This is a genomic window from Micromonospora sp. KLBMP9576 (genome assembly GCF_050941805.1).
GTDB lineage: Bacteria > Actinomycetota > Actinomycetes > Mycobacteriales > Micromonosporaceae > Micromonospora.
This window is the reverse complement of sequence record NZ_CP194567.1, coordinates 6,293,219-6,309,371: the sequence shown is the minus strand read 5'-3', so window position 1 is coordinate 6,309,371 and position 16,153 is coordinate 6,293,219. Positions and strand designations below refer to the sequence as shown.

Below are 16,153 nucleotides of genomic sequence, written 5' to 3'. Positions count from 1 at the left end.
CCGGCCGCTCACCCCACCCCGAAGACCTTCTCCAGGTACGCCGCCACGCCGTCCGCCGAGTTGGTCGCCGTGACCTCGTCGGCGATCGCCAGGACGGCGTGGTGCGCGTTCGCCACCGCCACCCCCCGCCCGGCCCAGGTCAGCATCGGCACGTCGTTGGGCATGTCACCGAAGGCGAGCACGTCGCGGGCCTCGATGCCGAGCCGCGCGCAGTACCACGCCAGCCCGGCCGCCTTGGTCACACCGGCGGCGGAGATCTCCACCAGCCCCGAGTACGACGAGTGGGTCGCCTCGGCCAGCCCTCCGAGGGCCGCGGCCACCAGCGCGACGAACGCGTCCGGGTCCTGCTCGGCGGAGCGGGCCAGCAGCTTCACCGCCGGCGCCGCCAGCAACTCCTCGGGCGTCTCGACCGCCCGGATCGCGTCGTGGTCGGCGTCCCAGCGCAGCGGGTAGTGCGCCTCGTGCCGCATCTCCCGGCTGTCGACGATCTCCACCGCGAAGCTGACCTCGGGCACCTCCGCGCGCAGCCGCCGCGCCACCTCGGCGAGCAGTTGCGGGGCGAGCGGGTCGGCCCGCAACACCTCGTCGGCGACCGGGTCGTAGACCACCGCGCCGTTGGCGCAGATCGCCGGCAGCGGCTCGGCGAGCTGCTCGTACACCATCTTCAGCCAGCGGACGGGACGGCCGGTGACCAGCACGACCGGCGTGCCCCGCGCGGACAGCCGGGCCAGCACGTCGGCCGTGTGCGGACTCAGCGTGCGGTCGTCGCGGAGCAGGGTGCCGTCGATGTCGGTGGCGATCAGCCGTGGTGCCTCTCCCATCAGCGGGACAGTAGTCGATCGAGGTAGACGGCCACCCCGTCGTCGTCGTTGCGCAGGGTCACCTCGTCGGCGACGGCCCGCACTGCCGGGTGCGCGTTGGAGACCGCGACCCGGCCCCAGCCGGCCCACTCGAACATCGGCAGGTCGTTGGGCATGTCGCCGAAGACCAGCACCTCCGCCGGGTCGACGCCGAGGCGCTGCGCCACCACCGTCAGCCCGGTGGACTTGTCGACCCCCGGCGGGCAGATCTCCACGAAGTCCAGCCCGGCCTGGGTGAGGGTGGCGATCTCCGGCGGGATGATCTGCCGGGCCACGGCGAGCAGCTCGTCGACGTCGTGGTCGGCGGTCCGGACGAAGGCCTTGATCACGTCGCCGGAGAGGCACTCGGCGCGGCTGCGCCGCTCGAACGCGTCCTGGTAGGGCCAGCTCGGGTGGTAGTCGCCCCAGAGCGGGGCGTCGTGCTCGTCCGACGCCTCGACCATCACGGTCAGCGGCCCGACGGTCGCCTCCAGGCCGGCCAGCAGCGTGGCCAGCACCTCGGCGGACAGCCGCTCGTCGCGCAGCACCAGCGGACCGGACGGGTCGCTCTGGTCGACCACCCGCCCGCCGCCGGCCATCACCAGGAAGTCGGCGGCGCGGATGTCGTTGCGGGTCACCTCGGCCAGCCGGGGCCCGCGACCGGTCGCGCCGACCACGGGGATGCCGGCGGCCCGCACCCGGTCGAGCACCGCGTGCGTGTACGCGGAGACCGTCTCGTCGCTGCGCACGAGCGTCCCGTCGAGATCCGTGGCGATCAGCTTGGGCAGCCCCGGGCGGGTCATCGTTCCTCCTTCGCCCGCCGCCGTCGCAGCAGCCGCCTCGGTCCTCGGTGCCTCGGCCCCCGGTGACGGCGGGCAGCAAACGTACCTCGCGCAAGAGGCCCTCACCAGGGCGTTACGGCGAATGCCCCGCCACCGCGGGACGGCCGGCGGGCCCGGTTGCGGGGGCTCAGTCGCGGGACTCGGGCCGGGCGAAGGGGAGCGCGGGCTCGACGGTGAGATCGGCCGGTGCGGGCAGCCCGCCGTCGCCGTCGTGCCGGTCGGGCCGGCCCCAGCGCCTGCGGCCGGCCGGCTCCCCGCCGTCGTCGAACCCCTCGCCGGGCGGCGGCACGGTGCCGCCGGCCGGCCCCGCGTCGGCACCGGCCCACGGGGCCGGCGCACCGGCCGGGGCCAGCTTGAGCGCCGCCGCGAAGAGGGCAGCCGCCAGGAACGCCGTCACCAGGCCCCGGCCGTACTCGACGCGGAACCCGTCATCGGTGGAGTAGTAGAAGACCCGCTGGCCGGCGTCGTCGAGCGCGGCGGCGGTCGCGACCAGCAGCCCCAGCAGCGCCCCGGCCAGGGTCAGCCCGGCGAGCCGGGCGTTCGGGCGCACCGAGGGTGTGCCGCGCAGCGCGAGCACCACCGCGCAGAGCAGGGCGAACAACCCGGCCAGGTATCCGACCCCGAAGCCGCCGATGTCCGACACCCCGCCCGGCACCCGCAGCGGGGCGTCGCCCTGCGGGCCGGCGTTGGGCAGGGTCATCACCTGCCACTCGCCCAGCATCGAGCCGAGGGCGGCCACCGCGCCGAGCGAGGCGAGCAGCACCGGAAGCCGACGGTCCCGGCCCAGGCCCGAGAGCGTGCGACCGAGCCGGCCCGGCCCGGTCGGCCCCGCCGCGCCCCACTGGAGGACGGCCGCACCGTCGGACCGGTCTTCCTGCCGGGGAATGGGGGAATCCTGGGACATCGGCCACCCTTCCGCATCCGCGGGCCTGCCCCGAATCATGACACAGTACGCACCCGGGGGCCCGGAGCGTGAACGGTCGCCGGGCGGTGCCGGTTGGGCTAGCGTCGGGTGCATGCCTATCCGTACCGCTTCCGCACAGTGGCAGGGCAACCTCACCGAGGGTGCCGGCACCATCCGCACCGGCAAGGGCGGGCTGGAGGGGAACTACTCCTTCAAGTCCCGTTTCGAGGAGGGTGAGGGCACCAACCCCGAAGAGTTGATCGGGGCGGCCCACGCCGGCTGCTTCTCGATGGCGTTCTCCAAGGCGTTGGCCGAGGCCGGCTCGCCGCCCACCTCCGTGGAGACCACCGCCAAGGTCCACCTCGACAAGACCGACGCCGGCATGGCGGTGACCCGGATCGAGCTGGAGACCGTCGGCCAGGTGCCCGGCATCGACGAGGCGGAGTTCGCCAAGCTCGCGGAGACCGCCAAGGACAACTGCCCGATCTCCCGACTGCTCGCCCCGGGCGCCCGGATCAGCCTGACCGCCCGCCTCGCCTCCTGACCGCCCGCCCGGCCCCACCCGCCGGGCCTTGCGGGCCTCCGCGTGCCCGGCCTCCCGGCCGGCCGCCCGGGTCCGCCTGAGCGCCGTACCGCCCGCGCCGGTCCCGACCGGCGCGGGCGGGCCCGGTCGTCGGGCAGAATGGGCGAGGTGCCGGTGGAGATGAGTCGCGAACGCTTCGAGGAGCTGGTCGGCGACGCGCTCGACGAGGTGCCCGAGGAACTGCTCGCCCTGATGAGCAACGTCGTGATCCTGGTGGAGGACGACCCGCCCCCCGGCGAGGACCTGCTCGGCCTCTACGAGGGGCACGCCCTCACCGAACGGGGCTGGGACTACGCCGGTGTGCTGCCCGACCGCATCCTGATCTATCGCAACCCCATCCTGCGGATCTGCCACGACGACGAGGACGTCGTCGACGAGGTCGCGGTGACGGTGGTGCACGAGATCGCCCACCACTTCGGTATCGACGACGCCCGCCTGCACGAGCTGGGCTGGGGCTAGGGCGGGCCGGCCGGCGGGCGGGCGGTTGTCGCGGTCGCCTACCGTCGACCCAGGTACGACGACTTCAGGAGGCACTTCCATGCGCAGCGAGCTGTTCTCGGCGGAGAACCTCGAGAAGGAGTCCGCGCAGCCCGGCATGCGGCTGCAAAACTCCAAGATGTTGAAGATCGAACTCAACGGCGAGGCGATGGCCCGGGTCGGGTCGATGGTCGCCTACCAGGGGCAGGTGCAGTTCCAGGCGCTCGGCTCCGGCGGGCTCGGCAAGTTTCTCAAGCAGAAGCTGACCGGCGAGGGCGTCCCCCTGATGAAGGTCTCCGGCCACGGTGACGTCTTCCTCGCCGACTTCGCCAAGGACGTCCACGTCATCGACCTGGAGCCCGGCGACGCGCTCTCCATCAACGGTTCCAGCGTGCTGGCCTTCGACTCCAGCCTCCAGTACGACATCCGCATGGTCAACGGGGCCGGCATGGCCTCGTCGTCCGGCATGTTCAACTGCGTCTTCAGCGGTCACGGCCGCATCGCCATCACCACCAAGGGCACGCCGGTGGTGCTCAACGTAGACGCCCCCACCTATGTCGACCCGCAGGCCGTGGTCTGCTGGTCGGCCAACCTCCAGACCGGCTACCACCGGGCGGAGCAGCTCGGCCTCGGCACGCTGCTCGGCCGCCGCACCGGCGAGTCGTTCACGATGAGCTTCGCCGGCCAGGGCTTCGTGGTCGTCCAGCCCTCCGAGGAGCCGCCCGTCATGGGCAGCGGCACCCAGGAGCAGCAGGGCGGGCTCCTCGGCGGCCTGCTCAGCTGACCCGCACCTCCCCGCACGCCCCGCCCGCGCCGGCCGGCCACCACCGGAACCGGAGCGGGGCCGGGGGCGGCGCCGTCAGGTGAGGTCGCCGGCGCGGAGACGGGTCAGCCAGGCGCCCGCGTCGACGTAGTCGACATCCGAGAGGCCGGGCGGGGCCGGGACGGGGCGGTCGCCCGTGCCGGCGAACCGGTGCCGGGGGTACGAGCCCAGGAAACGCACGTCGGCGCAGACCCGGCGCAGCCCCTGCAACGCCTCGCCGAGCCGTACGTCCGCCACGTGCCCGGCGCAGTCGAGGAAGAAGACGTACCGGCCGAGTGCCTCCCCCGTCGGTCGGGACTCGATCCGGCTCATGTTGATCCCCCGGACGGCCAGCTCCATCAGCACCGACAGCAGTGCGCCCACCCGGTCGTGCGCGATGTAGACGGCCAGGGACGTCACGTCGTCGCCGGTCGGGGGCGGGGGCGGCCCGGGGCGCGACACCAGCGCGAAGCGGGTCACCGCGTCCGAGTGGTCGGCGATCTTGTCCGCCAGTACGGTGAGCCGGTGCCGGGCCGCACCGATCGGGGCGCAGATCGCCGCGTCGTGCTCGCCGGCGGCGGCTCCGGCGGCAGCCGCACCGTTGGAGAGCACGTCGACCACCACGGCGTCGGGCAGGTGCGTGCGCAGCCAGCCCCGGCACTGGGTGGAGGCCTGCGGGTGGGCGGCGACGCTGCGTACCTCCGGCGGCGTCGTGCCGGGCCGCGCGGCGAGCACGAACTCCACGGGCAGGACCACCTCGCGGGTGATCACCAGGGGCTCGCCCTCGGCGAGTTCGTCGAGGGTCACGCCGACCGCGCCACCGATCGAGTTCTCCAGCGGCACCAGGGCCGCGTCCGCCTCCCCGGTCCGTACGCTCTCCAGCGCCTCGGGCACGCTGCGGGCCGGCGTGCGGCTGCCCCGCTCGGCGGCGGGAAGGGTGTTCAGGGCCTGCTCGGCGAAGGTGCCCTCCGGCCCGAGGTAGACGAAGCGCGTCGGCGGTGTTCCCGGCATGGCGACAGCCTACGCACCCGGTACGGGGAGCGACCCGGCGTCGCAGACGCGCGACCGGATGCCCTCCGGGCCGGTGGCGCGGACCTCGGCGGTGCAGACGTCGGTGCCGGCGGTGACCAGTCGCGGTGCGCGGGGTTTGCCCTGGGTGACGACCTGGAGCACCTCGTACCCGGTCACGTCGAGCACCGTGTAGTGCCACTCGCCGGCACACAGCGGCCCGGTGCGCACCCGCACCCGGACGCCGGCGGGGAGCACGCCGCCCCGACCCCGCACCAGGTCGACGATCCGTGCCCCGGAGGGGCCGTCCGGGCAGGGGACCGCGACGAGCCCGGGGTCGACGGTCGGGGTGACCGGGCCGGGGGTGGGCGGGCCGGTGGCGGGCGGGGGCGTCGGTGTGGTGCTGGGCGTGCCGGGCGCGGTGGGTGCGGCGCTGCGGGTCGGGGTGGGGCGTTGCAGCTCGGGCGGGGTGCCGCAGCCGGCCAGCGGCAGGGCGGCCAGCAGCACGGCGACCGCCAGCCGGCCGGGCCGGGCGACGGTGCCGGCCGGGCGGGGGGCGGCGTGGCGCGAGGGGGTGGGCGGCACGGGCCGTTCCTCGGGGACATCGGGGGGTATCACTGTGGCCGGGAGGCCGAGCCAATCCTAGGACGTGTCTGCCCGGTGGCGGTGGGAGCCACTCGGGTCGTCCTGGTGAGGCCGACCCGGCGCGGGTCGTCCCGGGCCGCCCGGCCCGCCTGCGACGGGCAGGTCAGCGTGGGCGGAGGTGGCAACGGGAGGGTGACCCGGCAGGGCTTCAGAGGAGGCGGTGGCCGGCGCGTTCCAGCGCGGCGGTCGCCTCGCCGAGCCGCACGGCGGGGACCAGCAGGTAGTCGGTGTCGTACGTCGAGAAGGCGACCACGCTGACCCGGGCCGCGGCGAGCGGGTCCACCAGCGCGGCGAGGGTGCCGCTGATCGCCAGGTCGAGCGGCCCGGCGACGCGCAGGCAGCGCCAGGCGGTCTCGGCGACGGCCTGTGCGGGTGCCCGGTCGGCGGGGCAGATGAGTGAGATCCCGTCGGCCGTCCAGCTCACCGTGACGACGTCGCCGTCGTTCAGCCCGCCCGACAACTCGGGTGGCAGGGCGGAGCCGGCGGCCAGGCGGCACACGGCGTACGTCCCCGGCAACAGAGCGATATCGAGCATGAGGGCACCTTACGGCCTTGGTGCGGGCCTGCCCCAGCTTCGCCGCGTGCGGCGAACGCCACACCCCGCCGCTGGTCAGACCGGGGAGAAGAAGGTGAGTGAGCCGGCGACCACCTCGCCGGTGAACACCGGGGTGGAGATCGCGTCGACCGTCGGGTCCGGCGCGCCCGCCGACGCGCCCTGGACGCGGATGAGTCCCCGGGCCAGCCGGCCGGAGGAGAGGGCCAGCAGCGGCGGGATCTTGTCGAGTTCCTGCTCGGTCAGCTCGCGCGGGTTGGCGGTGAAGTCGAGCAGGCGCAGCCCGCCGTCGAGCAGCGGCAGCCCGACCACGTCCTCCGGGTCGCCGAGGCAGAGCAGCTCGCAGCCGGTGGCGGAGACGGAGACCACCCTCGTCCCGGCGTCGATCAGCAGGCACGGCTCGGCGGCGTGCGAGACGGTCGAAGACCACCGGGCGAGGTTGTCGGACTCCTGCCCTGTCGATGGCCCCGCCGCCGGCGCGAACACGTCAGAGAGCGAGAGTTCGACGTGGGCCACCGCGCCTCCTATGTACACCGACGGAGCTTCCACGCTAGCCGGTCGTCGCGCAGAACACCGACCGCGCGGGTCTCCGGGCCGCCGCTGCGTGCGGGAAAGGCCCTGACCAGGCGGCCGGCGACAGCGCGACCGACGGGTGTCGACCGGGTGCGTGGCGTCGCCGGTGAGGTTACCGGCGGTTGGCCGGCTTGTCAGTGGCCGTTCGGCCGCCCTCGTACCACCGGTAGTCGGCGGCCGGACGGTACGCGCCGTTCATCCACGTCTCCGGGTGCTGGGCGACCCGGGAGAGCTTCTCGGCGGTGGCCGGACTGATCCGGTTGCCCCCGGCGACGAGCAGGCGGTCCAACTCGCGGTGGGTGGCCATGAGGCAGTCCTTCGGCAGGCCGTAGACGCTGATCACGCCGGAACCGACGAAGGTCAGCACCGGCGAGACCGGGATCGACAGCCCCACCGCGGCGGAGAGGGCCTTGCTGGCGCGCTTGGCGTCGCGGCGGGCCTCGGCCACGTAGGGCGGGCGCTTGCCGTTGATCTGGACGACGTCGCCGGCCACCAGCACCCGGGCCCGACCGTGGTCGGCGATGGTGACCGCGAAGAGCCCACTCGGACCGATGGCGAGGAATCCGGCGCGTTCGTCGCGCTCGTGGTCGAGCAGCAGGTCCGCGGCGTCCGTGCGGGGCCACTCGATCACGTGCCACGCGGGCCCGAGATGGTCGAGCCGCCCGAGCGCCCGGGCACCGGCCGCCTCCAGCCGGCGGGCGCCCCGCTCGGCTCGGCGTCGTCGGGCCCATTCCATCGGGGACGTACGCACGGGGGTGAGTGCCCCCGGCGGCTCCACCCGGGGGTGTGGCACCGCCGCGGGTGGCAACGCCCGGGCGGACGGTACGGCTTGACGAGCGGGAAAGACAGTCATCGCGACCTCCGGCAAAAGGTCCCTCGAAGTTATGTCCTCACTACCCTACGTCGCCAGTCCCCCGTGTCGGCAAGTTGGAACGCCGGAGTGAGTGCGGATGAATGCCATATTCACCCACCCCTGTTTTACCGGATGCCGCCAAACCCTGCCCTACGCTGCGAGGGTGACCCACTACGTGGACAGCGAAGTCGGTCGGCTCGGCACGGTGCTGCTGCACCGACCCGGCCCTGAACTCGCCCGGCTCACCCCCCGAAACAACGACTCCCTCCTCTTCGACGCCATCCCATGGGTCGGACGCGCCCAGGAGGAGCACGACGCCTTCGCCGGTGCCCTGCGGGAGCGCGGGGTGGAGGTGCTCTACCTCGCGACCCTCCTCGCCGAGACACTCGCCGTCGCCGACGCGCGCGCCGAACTCACCGAGCGGGTGCTGCGCTCGCCGAGGCTCGGCGACTCGCTGCGCGCCCGGGTCGCCGACCACCTCTCCTATCTCGACCCCGTCGCGCTCGCCGACGTGCTGATCGCCGGGCTGGCCCACGAGGAACTGCGGGTCAGCCGGGACCGACCCGGCGGCCTCGTGTACACCCTGATGGACCGGCACGACTTCGTCATCGACCCGCTGCCCAACCTGCTGTTCACCCGGGACTCGTCGTTCTGGGTCGGCGACCGGGTCGGGGTCACCAGCCTGGCCATGCCGGCGCGGCGACGGGAGACCACGCTGACCGACGCCATCTACCGGCACCACCCGCGCTTCGCCGGCACCGAGCACGTCTACCACCCGGGGCTGGAACACCTGGAGGGTGGCGACGTGCTGCTCCTCGCGCCCGGGGTGCTGGCCGTCGGGGTGGGCGAGCGGACCACCCCCGCCGGCGCGGAACGCCTCGCCCGGCAGGTCTTCGCCGCCGGGCTCGCACACACCATCCTCGTCGTCCCGATCGCGCAGGAGCGGGCGACGATGCACCTGGACACCGTCTGCACCATGGTGGACGTCGACGCCGTGCTGATGTACCCGAACATCGCCCAGACGCTGTCGGCGTACACGGTCATCGCCGGCGCGGACGGCGCGGACCCGCGGGTGGACGGCCCGGCGCCGTTCCTGCGGGCCGCCGCCGACGCCATGGACCTGGACCAGCTCCGCGTCATCGACACCGGCCTGGACCCGGTCACCGCCGAGCGTGAGCAGTGGGACGACGGCAACAACACCCTGGCCCTCGCGCCCCGGCTCTGCGTGGGCTACGAACGCAACACGGAGACCAACGCGCAACTGGAGCGGGCCGGCATCGAGGTCGTCCCGATCGCCGGCTCGGAGCTGGGTTCGGGCCGGGGCGGGCCGCGCTGCATGTCGTGCCCCCTGGTCCGCGAACCGCTGGGCGGGGAGGGATGGGCACCTTCCTGACGGGTCCGGTGGCGGAAGGTGCCCTCGCCGACCTCTCAGCCGGGCGGGCGGCTCAGCGCAGGGTGAGTTGGCGGCCGAGCAGGCCGTGGCGGGCCCGCCGCCCGGCGGCGTCCAGGGGGGCGGGATCGGCGAGCGCCTCGGCGTACCGCTTCGCGAAGTCGGCGACCGGCTGCTCCCAGTCGGCGGCCGGGACGTCCTCCGGCAGGTCCCACACCGGCACCAGCCGGCCGTGGGCCCGGAACATGCCCGCGAAGCGGGTGCGCTCGCCGAGGACCAGCGTGCCGGCCACGCTGAGGCGGGCCAACGCGTCCAACGCGGCGTCCTCGTCGTCGGGCAGCACCCAGCGCACGTGCCCCTTCTCCGGCACCTGGCACCAGTAGGCGGCCCGGACGGCGGCGAGCCGTACGGTCGGGTAGATCGCGGCGTTGGCCCGTTCCAGGGACGCCTGCACGTTCGGGTCGTCGCCGGCCCCCGGGTCGAGCCAGAACTCGAACCCGTCGTGCATGTCGATCTCCAGCGGGGCGTCGGCCAGGACGTCCTGCAACCGGGGGCCGGGACCGGGCAGCGGCGGCACGGGCACCTGGCCGCCCGGCTCGGCCCGCAGCGCGCAGAGCAGCGCCTCGGCCAGGTCCCGGGAGACGTCGCCCGACTGGAGGTGACGCTGGAGCCCGATGAAGACCCGCCCGTCCGGTTTGGTCATGGCCGGGGCGGCCATCGGCAGCACGGTGGCCAGGGTGACCTCCCGGTCGCCGAACTCCTCGACCAGGGCGGGGGCGAGCCGCAGCGGCGCCGAGGCGGCCGGCACCAGCTCCCGTAGGGCGATCCACTCCGCCTCGTCCGTCAGCCCCTCGAACGGTCGGGGCACGAAGACGTCCCGTACCTTCTGCCGCTTGGGGGTGGCTTCGGCGGCCCGCTGGGTCTTTCGACGCTTGCTCACGGCGACACAGCCTAGAGGCCCCGGTCGCCGGGCGGGGGCAGGACCCGCCTCCGGCGGCCCGTCAGCCGGCGACGGCCAGGTCCGCCCGGGTCACGCCCGCCGGGTCGAACTCGGCCCACACGCTCTGGCCCAGGCCGTCCCGTTCGACGCCCCAGCGGTCGGCCAGGCCGGCGATGATGTGCAGCCCTCGGCCGTCGACGGCGTCGGTGCCGGCGACCCGCATGGTGGGGACGGCGGTGGCGCCGCCGTCGGTCACCCGGACCTGCACCTGCTGGCCGCCGGCCGCGTCACGCAGCCGCCAGGCCACCCGGACCACGCCGCCGGGGAGCGGGTCGGCGTGCCGGACCGCGTTGCCGACCAGCTCGGCCAGGACCGCGACGAGGTCGGCCAGAAGAGCCGGGGGCACGACACCGGTCAGCTCCTCGGCGAGCCGTCGCCGCGCCAGCCGTGCTCCAGCGGCGTGGTGGGGTACCACCACGCACCACGCCCGATCGGCAGCCTCCGTCGACACCTCTGCCCCTTCACGCCCCCGTTGCCCGTCGCCGTCACCCGCGGGGCAGCCGCACTTCTGCGACCGTACCGCCACCGGCCCTCGGCCGTAGGGATACCCATCCATCCTGCTGTTCAACGATCCGGCGGACGAGATAGAGGCCGAGCCCGGCCCCGGGGTAGCGGCGGCGGTCACCCGACTCGCCCTGCCAGAACCGGTCGAAGGCCCGTTCCACGTGCTCGGGCCGGATGCCGACGCCCCGGTCGCCGACCTGGAAGGAGACAGTCGACCCGTCCGCCCCGGCGGTCACCTCGATCAGCGAGCCCGGCGGGGAGTACTTGCCGGCGTTCGTGCACAGCTCGGTGAGCACTGTGGCGAGGCTCGCCCGGTGGCCGAGCGCCTTCGGCAGGTCGGCGGGGAACTGGAGGACGAGCCGCTGCCGCAGCTCCGCCGGCAGGTCGGCCGCCGCGGTGCGCAGCGCGCCCCCGAGGTCGTACGGGGCCGCGGGCTCGTCGCCCGGTCCCGCCTCGGCGGCGGAGGAGAGCAGCCGGTCCACCAGCCGGGCCAGCTCGTTGGCGCGTTGGCCGATCACCCGGGCGGCCTGCCGCCGGTCGGTCTCGGTCAGCGACTCCCAGTGGTCGGTGAGCGTGTCCGCGTAGCCCTTGATCACGGTCACCGGGGTGCGCAGCTCGTGGCTGGTCACCGCGACGAAGAGGTCCCGGTCGTGGTCGCGGCGCTGCTGGTCGGTGATGTCCCGGAAGGTGACCACCCGCAGGGCCCCGGGGCCGGGCAGCTCGCCGGAGGTGACCTTGATCCAGCGGCCGTCCGGCAACCGGTGGTCGAGCACCTGCCCGGACGGGGGCAGCGGGAAGGGCAGCGGCCGGTTGAGCGCCTGTGCCGCGCAGCGCCCGGTGACCTGGGCGGCGGCCGGGTTCCAGAGCCGGACGTGTGCGTCCCGGTCGACCACGGCCAGGCCGTCGGCCAGCGCCGCCACGACCGGGCCGTCGCCGTGCACGGGCAGCCCCGTCCGGTCGCCGTAGAGGTGGGCGATGCAGGAGGCCATGTAGTTGACGACCGCGTGCTGCCCGGCGTCCGGCGGGTCGTCGGAGTCGGGATGGAACACGTGCAGGCTGCCGACGGTGCGGGCGCCGATCTCCGCGCGGGCGACCACCATCCGCAGCAGGCCACGCTCGGCGAGTTCGCCGGCGAGCCTGCCGGTGATCTCGTCCGTCCGGACCTGGCGTACGCGGTCGCCGGAGAGCAGGCAGACGGTGGCGGGGTCGTCGGCCGGCACTGGACGGCCGACGGCCCACTCGGCGGCACCGGTCGCGGCGATCACCCGCCCGCCGGTCGGTGTGAACTCGACGAACGCGGTGCCCGCCGCGCCGAGCGCCGACCGGGCGACGCGGAGCAGATGGGTCAGCACCGGGATGCCGGCGTCACCGGAATTGATCATCTCGATCGCCGCGGTGTGGCCGACGACGAGGGCGGAGAGGTCGGTGCGCTCCGGCATGCTCCGAGTGTCCCCCGTCGGCCGGTTCCGCGGCGCCCCCGCCCGCCCGGCGCTGCCCCGCTCAGCGGCCCAGGCGGGCCAGCGCGTGCGCCGGCCGGTCGGTGATGACGCCGTCCACCCCGGCGGCCAGGACGAGATCCAGGTCGGCCGGCTGGTTGACGGTCCACACGTAGACCTGGTTGCCCGCCGCCCGCAGCGCGGGCACGAGCTGCGGGCGGGCCCGCACCAGGGCGACGCCGGGGCCGGCGATCCGGGTGCCGAACGGCAGCCGCCCCTGCGGCAGCCAGCGCGGCAGCACCTCCAGCAGCAGCACCGTGGGCAGCGCGGGGGCCAGTTCCCGGAGCCGGCGTAGGGCCAGCGGGGAGAACGACATGACGGTGACGCGTACCGGATGGTCCGGCGTCGGTTCGGCCAGGCCGTACCGGCGCAGCAGCGCGACGAGCCGGCGCTCGACGTTGCCGCCGTGCCGGGAGGGGTGCTTGGTCTCGATCAGCAGCCGCACGGGCCGGCCGGCGGCCAGCACCGCGTCCAGCAGCCGTTCGAGGGTCAGCAGCCGGGTGTGCGAGTCGTCCAGCGCCTCGTCCCCGTCGGCGGGTACGCAGCCGGGGTGCCAGGAGCCGAAGTCCAGCGTCTCCAGCTCCGCGAGCGTACGAGCGCTGACCAGCCCGTGGCCGTTGCTGGTCCGGTCGAGTCGGCGGTCGTGTACGCAGACCAGGTGCCCGTCGCGGGTCAGCCGGACGTCGCACTCCAGCCCGTCGGCACCCTCGTCGAGGGCCCGCAGGTAGGCCGCGAGGGTGTGCTCGGGCAGGTCGTGGGAGGAGCCGCGGTGCGCGAATACCAGGGGGTCGCCCATCTCCGCCGGCCTAGAGGACCCGGCCCGGCTGCCCGTCCCCGTCGACCACGGGTCGGCCGGCGGCGGCCCACTCGCCCATCCCGCCCTCGACGTTGCGTACCTGGTCCCAGCCGTTGCGCATGAGGTAGGTGACGACCTGCGCGGAGCGCCCGCCGGAGCGGCAGATGACGGCGACGTCCCGGTCGGTCGGCACCTCGGCGATCCGGGCCGGCAACTCCATCATCGGCAGGTGGTGCGCGCCGGGCGCGTGGCCGGCGTTCCACTCGTCGTCCTCTCGGACGTCGAGCAGGTACGCGTCGTCGGCGACCTCGGTCACGGGCACGGTGGGAACCTGGGATCCGAACACGGGACAAGCCTAGATCCTCGCCGGGACGGCCGCTGGCGGGCCGGGCCCCCCGGCGTCACAGGCGGGTGATCCAGCGCGGGTTGGCCCGCGCCCAGTCCGGTACGCGGGCGCCCCGTACCGCCTCGAACAGGCCGCTTCCGCCGGCGTCGAGCAGCACGTACGACACCTGGTCGATGGTCTCGGGGTGGGAGGGGATCCGCACCCCGCGCAGCGCGTCGGCCGGCAGGTCACGCAGCGCGAGGACCAGTTCCTCCAGCGGTACGCCGTTGGTGTCGACGGTCAGCGAGCCACCCACCGCGCGGATTACCTGGTCGAGCTTGACGGGGTTGGTCCGCAGCGACGTCTCGCTGGCGCGCTCCAGCACGGCCCGCAGCAGTTGCTGCTGGTGGGTCTGCCGGTCGTAGTCGCCGCCCGGCAGGTCGTAGCGCTGCCGCACGTAGTCCAGCGCCTGGCCGCCGTCCATCCGCTGGCAGCCGGGCGGGAAGACCCGGTTGGTGTGGATCGAGCGGACCTCCGTCTCGACGCACATGCGCACCCCGCCGAGCAGGTCGATGACCTTGCGGAAGCCGGAGAAGTCGATCAGGGCCGCCCCGTCGAAGCGGATGCCGGTCAGCCGGGCCAGGGTGGCCGAGAGCAGCCGGGTGCCCGGCTGGCCGCCGCCGCCGTGCTCGTACGCCGCGTTGATCTTGTCCTGGCCGCCGCCGTAGCCGTTGCCGGCGGGGATGGCGACGAGCAGGTCCCGGGGCACGGAGACCAGGTAACCCTCCCGCCCGCCGGCCGGGACGTGCACGATGAGGATGGTGTCCGACCGTCGGTCCGCGGCGCTGCCGCTCTGCCACCGGTCGGTCCCCACGAGCAGGTAGTTCAGCGGCCCGTCGGGGTCGGTGCGTTCCTGGCGGGCGGTGGGGTCGAGCAGTTGCTCCTGGGAGACGCTGCGCTCGTACCGGTCGCTCAGCGACCGCAGGCCGAACACGGCGAGCCCGGCGAGCAGCACCAGGGCGAGGCCGAGGCCGAGCAGCAGGCGGGGCCAGCGGGCGCGGCGGGACCGCCCGGTCGGGGCGTCGGCCCCGGCCCGGCCCGGACCGTCGCCCACCGATCTGGACGTGACGCCTCCCCGCGGCCTGTACGCGAATTTCCCTCACGTCAGGCTACGAGTCGGCACGGGTGCCCCGGGCCGCTTCGCCGGAATCGCCCCGGCCCGCCGGGGCCGGTGTCACTCCCGGCCGGAGACGACCTCGGGGTTCGCGAAGACGAACTCGGCGAGCTTGTCCTCTTTCACGGCGCGGAACATGTCCAGCGTCTGCGGGCTCAGCGTCTCGCGGGTGCCGTCGCTGTGGAAGGTGCCGCCGTTCGTCTTCAGCATGACCAGGTCGTTGCCGGTCACGCCGCGCATGGTGAAGACGAAGTCGGCGACGGGCACGTTGCCGGTGTCGAGGATGAGCGCACCGCCGGCCGCGTCCATCAGCTTGTTGAGCTTGAGCGGGTTGGTCAGCGTCCCGTCCTGGGTGGCCTTCTTCGCCATCGCCTTGATGAGCTGCTGCTGGTTCTGCTGCCGGTCGTAGTCGCCGTTCTTGAGGGACTTGCGCTGCCGGGAGTAGTCCAGCGCCGCCCAGCCCTCCATCTCGCGGCAGCCCTTCTTGTGCACCACGGGCGTCATCCGCTTGCCGGTCTTCTTGGCGTCCGCGTTCCACATCGGCTTGCCGTCGACGTACACCATGTGCATCGACTCGACCTCCTGCTTGACGCAGATGCGCACCGAGCCGAGGGTGTCGATGATCTTCTTGAAGCCGCCGAAGTTGATGATCGCGGCGCCGTCGAAGCTGACCCCTGTCATCTTCTTGATGGTCTGGGCCATGAGCTGGGCGCCGCCGTCCCAGCCGCCGCCGTTGCGGGCGCCGGCCTGGAACGCCGCATTGATCTTGTCGGTGCCGCCCTGCCAGTCGGTCTTCTTGAAGGCCGGGATCTGCGCCTCGGTGTCCCGGGGGATCGAGATCAGGTAGGCCTGGTCGTGCGACGCCGGGATGTGCAGCACGATGATGCTGTCCGCCCGCACGTCGTCGGCGGCCCACCGCTCCCGGGCGTCCACGCCGAGCAGCAGCATGTCGATCGGGCCGTCCAGGTTGGCGCCGCCCTCGGCGTCCGACTTGCCCGCGTCGCCGAGCAGGTTGCGCTGGGCGATGTTGCCGGTCGCCTGGCTGATCAGCGTCTTGCTGCCGACGATGGCGGCACCGCTGGTGAGCATCAGCACGGCGCCGAAGACCAGCGTGATCCGGGCCCAGAGCGGGTCCCTGCGGCGCGACCGCTTCTTTCCCGACCCGGCACGGGACCTGCCGCCCTTGGCGGGCTGCTTGGGAATGCTCGGGGAGACCCGGGCGGAAGCACGGGAGGACTCCGGCGCCGGGGGGCGACGGCTGGCCTGAACCGGCATGCGTGCTCCAGTTCGCGTTAGCAAGGGGGGCGGGATCACCTTACGGACGCTTTCCCATCCTGGCGAGGTCGTCCGGGCGTCGAATGTCGTTCTCCCGGCCGTTACAAAGGAAAA

General features: G+C 74.0%; 19 protein-coding genes. 4 read left to right on the top strand and 15 right to left on the bottom strand.

What is annotated here, in order from left to right; translation table 11 throughout:
• Positions 1 to 8 precede the first annotated feature (8 nt).
• From ACQ452_RS28135 to ACQ452_RS28125, 3 genes are all read right to left on the bottom strand, one after another.
• On the bottom strand, positions 9 to 821 hold the full coding sequence (locus tag ACQ452_RS28135; RefSeq protein WP_433388794.1) for a Cof-type HAD-IIB family hydrolase: 813 nt from the start codon (positions 819 to 821) through the stop codon (positions 9 to 11).
• Positions 821 to 1,642 (bottom strand): HAD family hydrolase, encoded by an 822-nt coding sequence (locus ACQ452_RS28130; protein ID WP_433388792.1) that lies wholly within the window; start codon positions 1,640 to 1,642, stop codon positions 821 to 823. The genes ACQ452_RS28135 and ACQ452_RS28130 overlap by 1 nt, the downstream gene beginning before the upstream one ends.
• A gap of 166 nt (positions 1,643 to 1,808) precedes the next feature.
• On the bottom strand, positions 1,809 to 2,585 hold the full coding sequence (locus tag ACQ452_RS28125; RefSeq protein ID WP_433388790.1) for a hypothetical protein: 777 nt from the start codon (positions 2,583 to 2,585) through the stop codon (positions 1,809 to 1,811).
• Positions 2,586 to 2,697: 112 nt separating this feature from the next.
• Here ACQ452_RS28125 and ACQ452_RS28120 point away from each other — a divergent pair, with 112 nt between their 5' ends.
• The 3 genes from ACQ452_RS28120 (at position 2,698) to ACQ452_RS28110 (ending at position 4,429) form a co-directional block, all read left to right on the top strand.
• Positions 2,698 to 3,129 carry an OsmC family protein gene (locus tag ACQ452_RS28120; protein WP_433388788.1) on the top strand — a complete coding sequence of 144 codons (432 nt, stop codon included), beginning with the start codon at positions 2,698 to 2,700 and terminating at the stop codon, positions 3,127 to 3,129.
• A 153-nt stretch (positions 3,130 to 3,282) separates the two neighbouring features.
• The gene (locus tag ACQ452_RS28115) at positions 3,283 to 3,627 is read left to right on the top strand and encodes a metallopeptidase family protein (RefSeq protein WP_363623047.1); all 345 of its coding nucleotides are present in this window, start codon (positions 3,283 to 3,285) and stop codon (positions 3,625 to 3,627) included.
• Between the two features lie 79 nt (positions 3,628 to 3,706).
• Positions 3,707 to 4,429: an AIM24 family protein gene (locus ACQ452_RS28110; protein ID WP_433388786.1), complete on the top strand. Its 723-nt coding sequence runs from the start codon at positions 3,707 to 3,709 to the stop codon at positions 4,427 to 4,429.
• A gap of 75 nt (positions 4,430 to 4,504) precedes the next feature.
• Here the strand turns inward: ACQ452_RS28110 and pheA are convergent, their stop codons facing one another.
• The 5 genes from pheA to ACQ452_RS28085 form a co-directional block, all read right to left on the bottom strand.
• Entirely contained in the window at positions 4,505 to 5,458 is a 954-nt protein-coding gene (gene pheA, locus ACQ452_RS28105; RefSeq protein ID WP_433388784.1) for a prephenate dehydratase, read from the bottom strand.
• Between the two features lie 9 nt (positions 5,459 to 5,467).
• Positions 5,468 to 5,974: a hypothetical protein gene (locus ACQ452_RS28100; RefSeq protein WP_433394469.1), complete on the bottom strand. Its 507-nt coding sequence runs from the start codon at positions 5,972 to 5,974 to the stop codon at positions 5,468 to 5,470.
• Between the two features lie 274 nt (positions 5,975 to 6,248).
• Positions 6,249 to 6,635, bottom strand: a complete 387-nt coding sequence (locus ACQ452_RS28095) for an ACT domain-containing protein (RefSeq protein WP_433388782.1) — start codon at positions 6,633 to 6,635, stop codon at positions 6,249 to 6,251.
• Between the two features lie 75 nt (positions 6,636 to 6,710).
• Complete coding sequence (locus ACQ452_RS28090) at positions 6,711 to 7,169, bottom strand: hypothetical protein (RefSeq protein WP_433388781.1); 459 nt, start codon at positions 7,167 to 7,169, stop codon at positions 6,711 to 6,713.
• A 169-nt stretch (positions 7,170 to 7,338) separates the two neighbouring features.
• A complete protein-coding gene (locus tag ACQ452_RS28085) occupies positions 7,339 to 8,079 on the bottom strand; it encodes a hypothetical protein (RefSeq protein WP_433388779.1) in 741 nt (246 codons plus the stop codon).
• Between the two features lie 163 nt (positions 8,080 to 8,242).
• Between ACQ452_RS28085 and ACQ452_RS28080 the strand changes: the two genes are divergently transcribed.
• Positions 8,243 to 9,472 carry an arginine deiminase gene (locus tag ACQ452_RS28080; RefSeq protein ID WP_433388777.1) on the top strand — a complete coding sequence of 410 codons (1,230 nt, stop codon included), beginning with the start codon at positions 8,243 to 8,245 and terminating at the stop codon, positions 9,470 to 9,472.
• Between the two features lie 52 nt (positions 9,473 to 9,524).
• On the opposite strand, the gene ACQ452_RS28075 is transcribed toward ACQ452_RS28080, so the two are convergent.
• The 7 genes from ACQ452_RS28075 to ACQ452_RS28045 all read right to left on the bottom strand — a co-directional run bounded on the left by ACQ452_RS28075 (position 9,525) and on the right by ACQ452_RS28045 (position 16,039).
• Positions 9,525 to 10,409 (bottom strand): DUF5926 family protein, encoded by an 885-nt coding sequence (locus ACQ452_RS28075; RefSeq protein ID WP_433388775.1) that lies wholly within the window; start codon positions 10,407 to 10,409, stop codon positions 9,525 to 9,527.
• Between the two features lie 61 nt (positions 10,410 to 10,470).
• A complete protein-coding gene (locus ACQ452_RS28070; RefSeq protein WP_433394468.1) occupies positions 10,471 to 10,887 on the bottom strand; it encodes an ATP-binding protein in 417 nt (138 codons plus the stop codon).
• Between the two features lie 67 nt (positions 10,888 to 10,954).
• A complete protein-coding gene (locus ACQ452_RS28065; protein ID WP_433388773.1) occupies positions 10,955 to 12,412 on the bottom strand; it encodes an ATP-binding protein in 1,458 nt (485 codons plus the stop codon).
• A gap of 61 nt (positions 12,413 to 12,473) precedes the next feature.
• Positions 12,474 to 13,265 (bottom strand): glycerophosphodiester phosphodiesterase, encoded by a 792-nt coding sequence (locus ACQ452_RS28060; RefSeq protein WP_433388771.1) that lies wholly within the window; start codon positions 13,263 to 13,265, stop codon positions 12,474 to 12,476.
• A 10-nt stretch (positions 13,266 to 13,275) separates the two neighbouring features.
• Positions 13,276 to 13,611, bottom strand: a complete 336-nt coding sequence (locus tag ACQ452_RS28055; protein WP_433388770.1) for a rhodanese-like domain-containing protein — start codon at positions 13,609 to 13,611, stop codon at positions 13,276 to 13,278.
• A 55-nt stretch (positions 13,612 to 13,666) separates the two neighbouring features.
• A complete protein-coding gene (locus tag ACQ452_RS28050; RefSeq protein WP_433394466.1) occupies positions 13,667 to 14,605 on the bottom strand; it encodes an LCP family protein in 939 nt (312 codons plus the stop codon).
• A 219-nt stretch (positions 14,606 to 14,824) separates the two neighbouring features.
• Positions 14,825 to 16,039 (bottom strand): LCP family protein, encoded by a 1,215-nt coding sequence (locus ACQ452_RS28045; protein ID WP_433388769.1) that lies wholly within the window; start codon positions 16,037 to 16,039, stop codon positions 14,825 to 14,827.
• Positions 16,040 to 16,153 lie beyond the last annotated feature (114 nt).

What these genes read in the sequence shown, in the direction of transcription:
- ACQ452_RS28045 (WP_433388769.1), bottom strand. Translation starts at nt 16,039, where the DNA reads ATGCCGGTTCAGGCCAGCCGTCGCCCCCCGGCGCCGGAGTCCTCCCGT.
- ACQ452_RS28125 (WP_433388790.1), bottom strand. Translation starts at nt 2,585, where the DNA reads ATGTCCCAGGATTCCCCCATTCCCCGGCAGGAAGACCGGTCCGACGGT.
- ACQ452_RS28130 (WP_433388792.1), bottom strand. Translation starts at nt 1,642, where the DNA reads ATGACCCGCCCGGGGCTGCCCAAGCTGATCGCCACGGATCTCGACGGG.
- ACQ452_RS28120 (WP_433388788.1), top strand. Translation starts at nt 2,698, where the DNA reads ATGCCTATCCGTACCGCTTCCGCACAGTGGCAGGGCAACCTCACCGAG.
- ACQ452_RS28110 (WP_433388786.1), top strand. Translation starts at nt 3,707, where the DNA reads ATGCGCAGCGAGCTGTTCTCGGCGGAGAACCTCGAGAAGGAGTCCGCG.
- ACQ452_RS28060 (WP_433388771.1), bottom strand. Translation starts at nt 13,265, where the DNA reads ATGGGCGACCCCCTGGTATTCGCGCACCGCGGCTCCTCCCACGACCTG.
- ACQ452_RS28135 (WP_433388794.1), bottom strand. Translation starts at nt 821, where the DNA reads ATGGGAGAGGCACCACGGCTGATCGCCACCGACATCGACGGCACCCTG.
- ACQ452_RS28085 (WP_433388779.1), bottom strand. Translation starts at nt 8,079, where the DNA reads ATGACTGTCTTTCCCGCTCGTCAAGCCGTACCGTCCGCCCGGGCGTTG.
- pheA (WP_433388784.1), bottom strand. Translation starts at nt 5,458, where the DNA reads ATGCCGGGAACACCGCCGACGCGCTTCGTCTACCTCGGGCCGGAGGGC.
- ACQ452_RS28065 (WP_433388773.1), bottom strand. Translation starts at nt 12,412, where the DNA reads ATGCCGGAGCGCACCGACCTCTCCGCCCTCGTCGTCGGCCACACCGCG.
- ACQ452_RS28095 (WP_433388782.1), bottom strand. Translation starts at nt 6,635, where the DNA reads ATGCTCGATATCGCTCTGTTGCCGGGGACGTACGCCGTGTGCCGCCTG.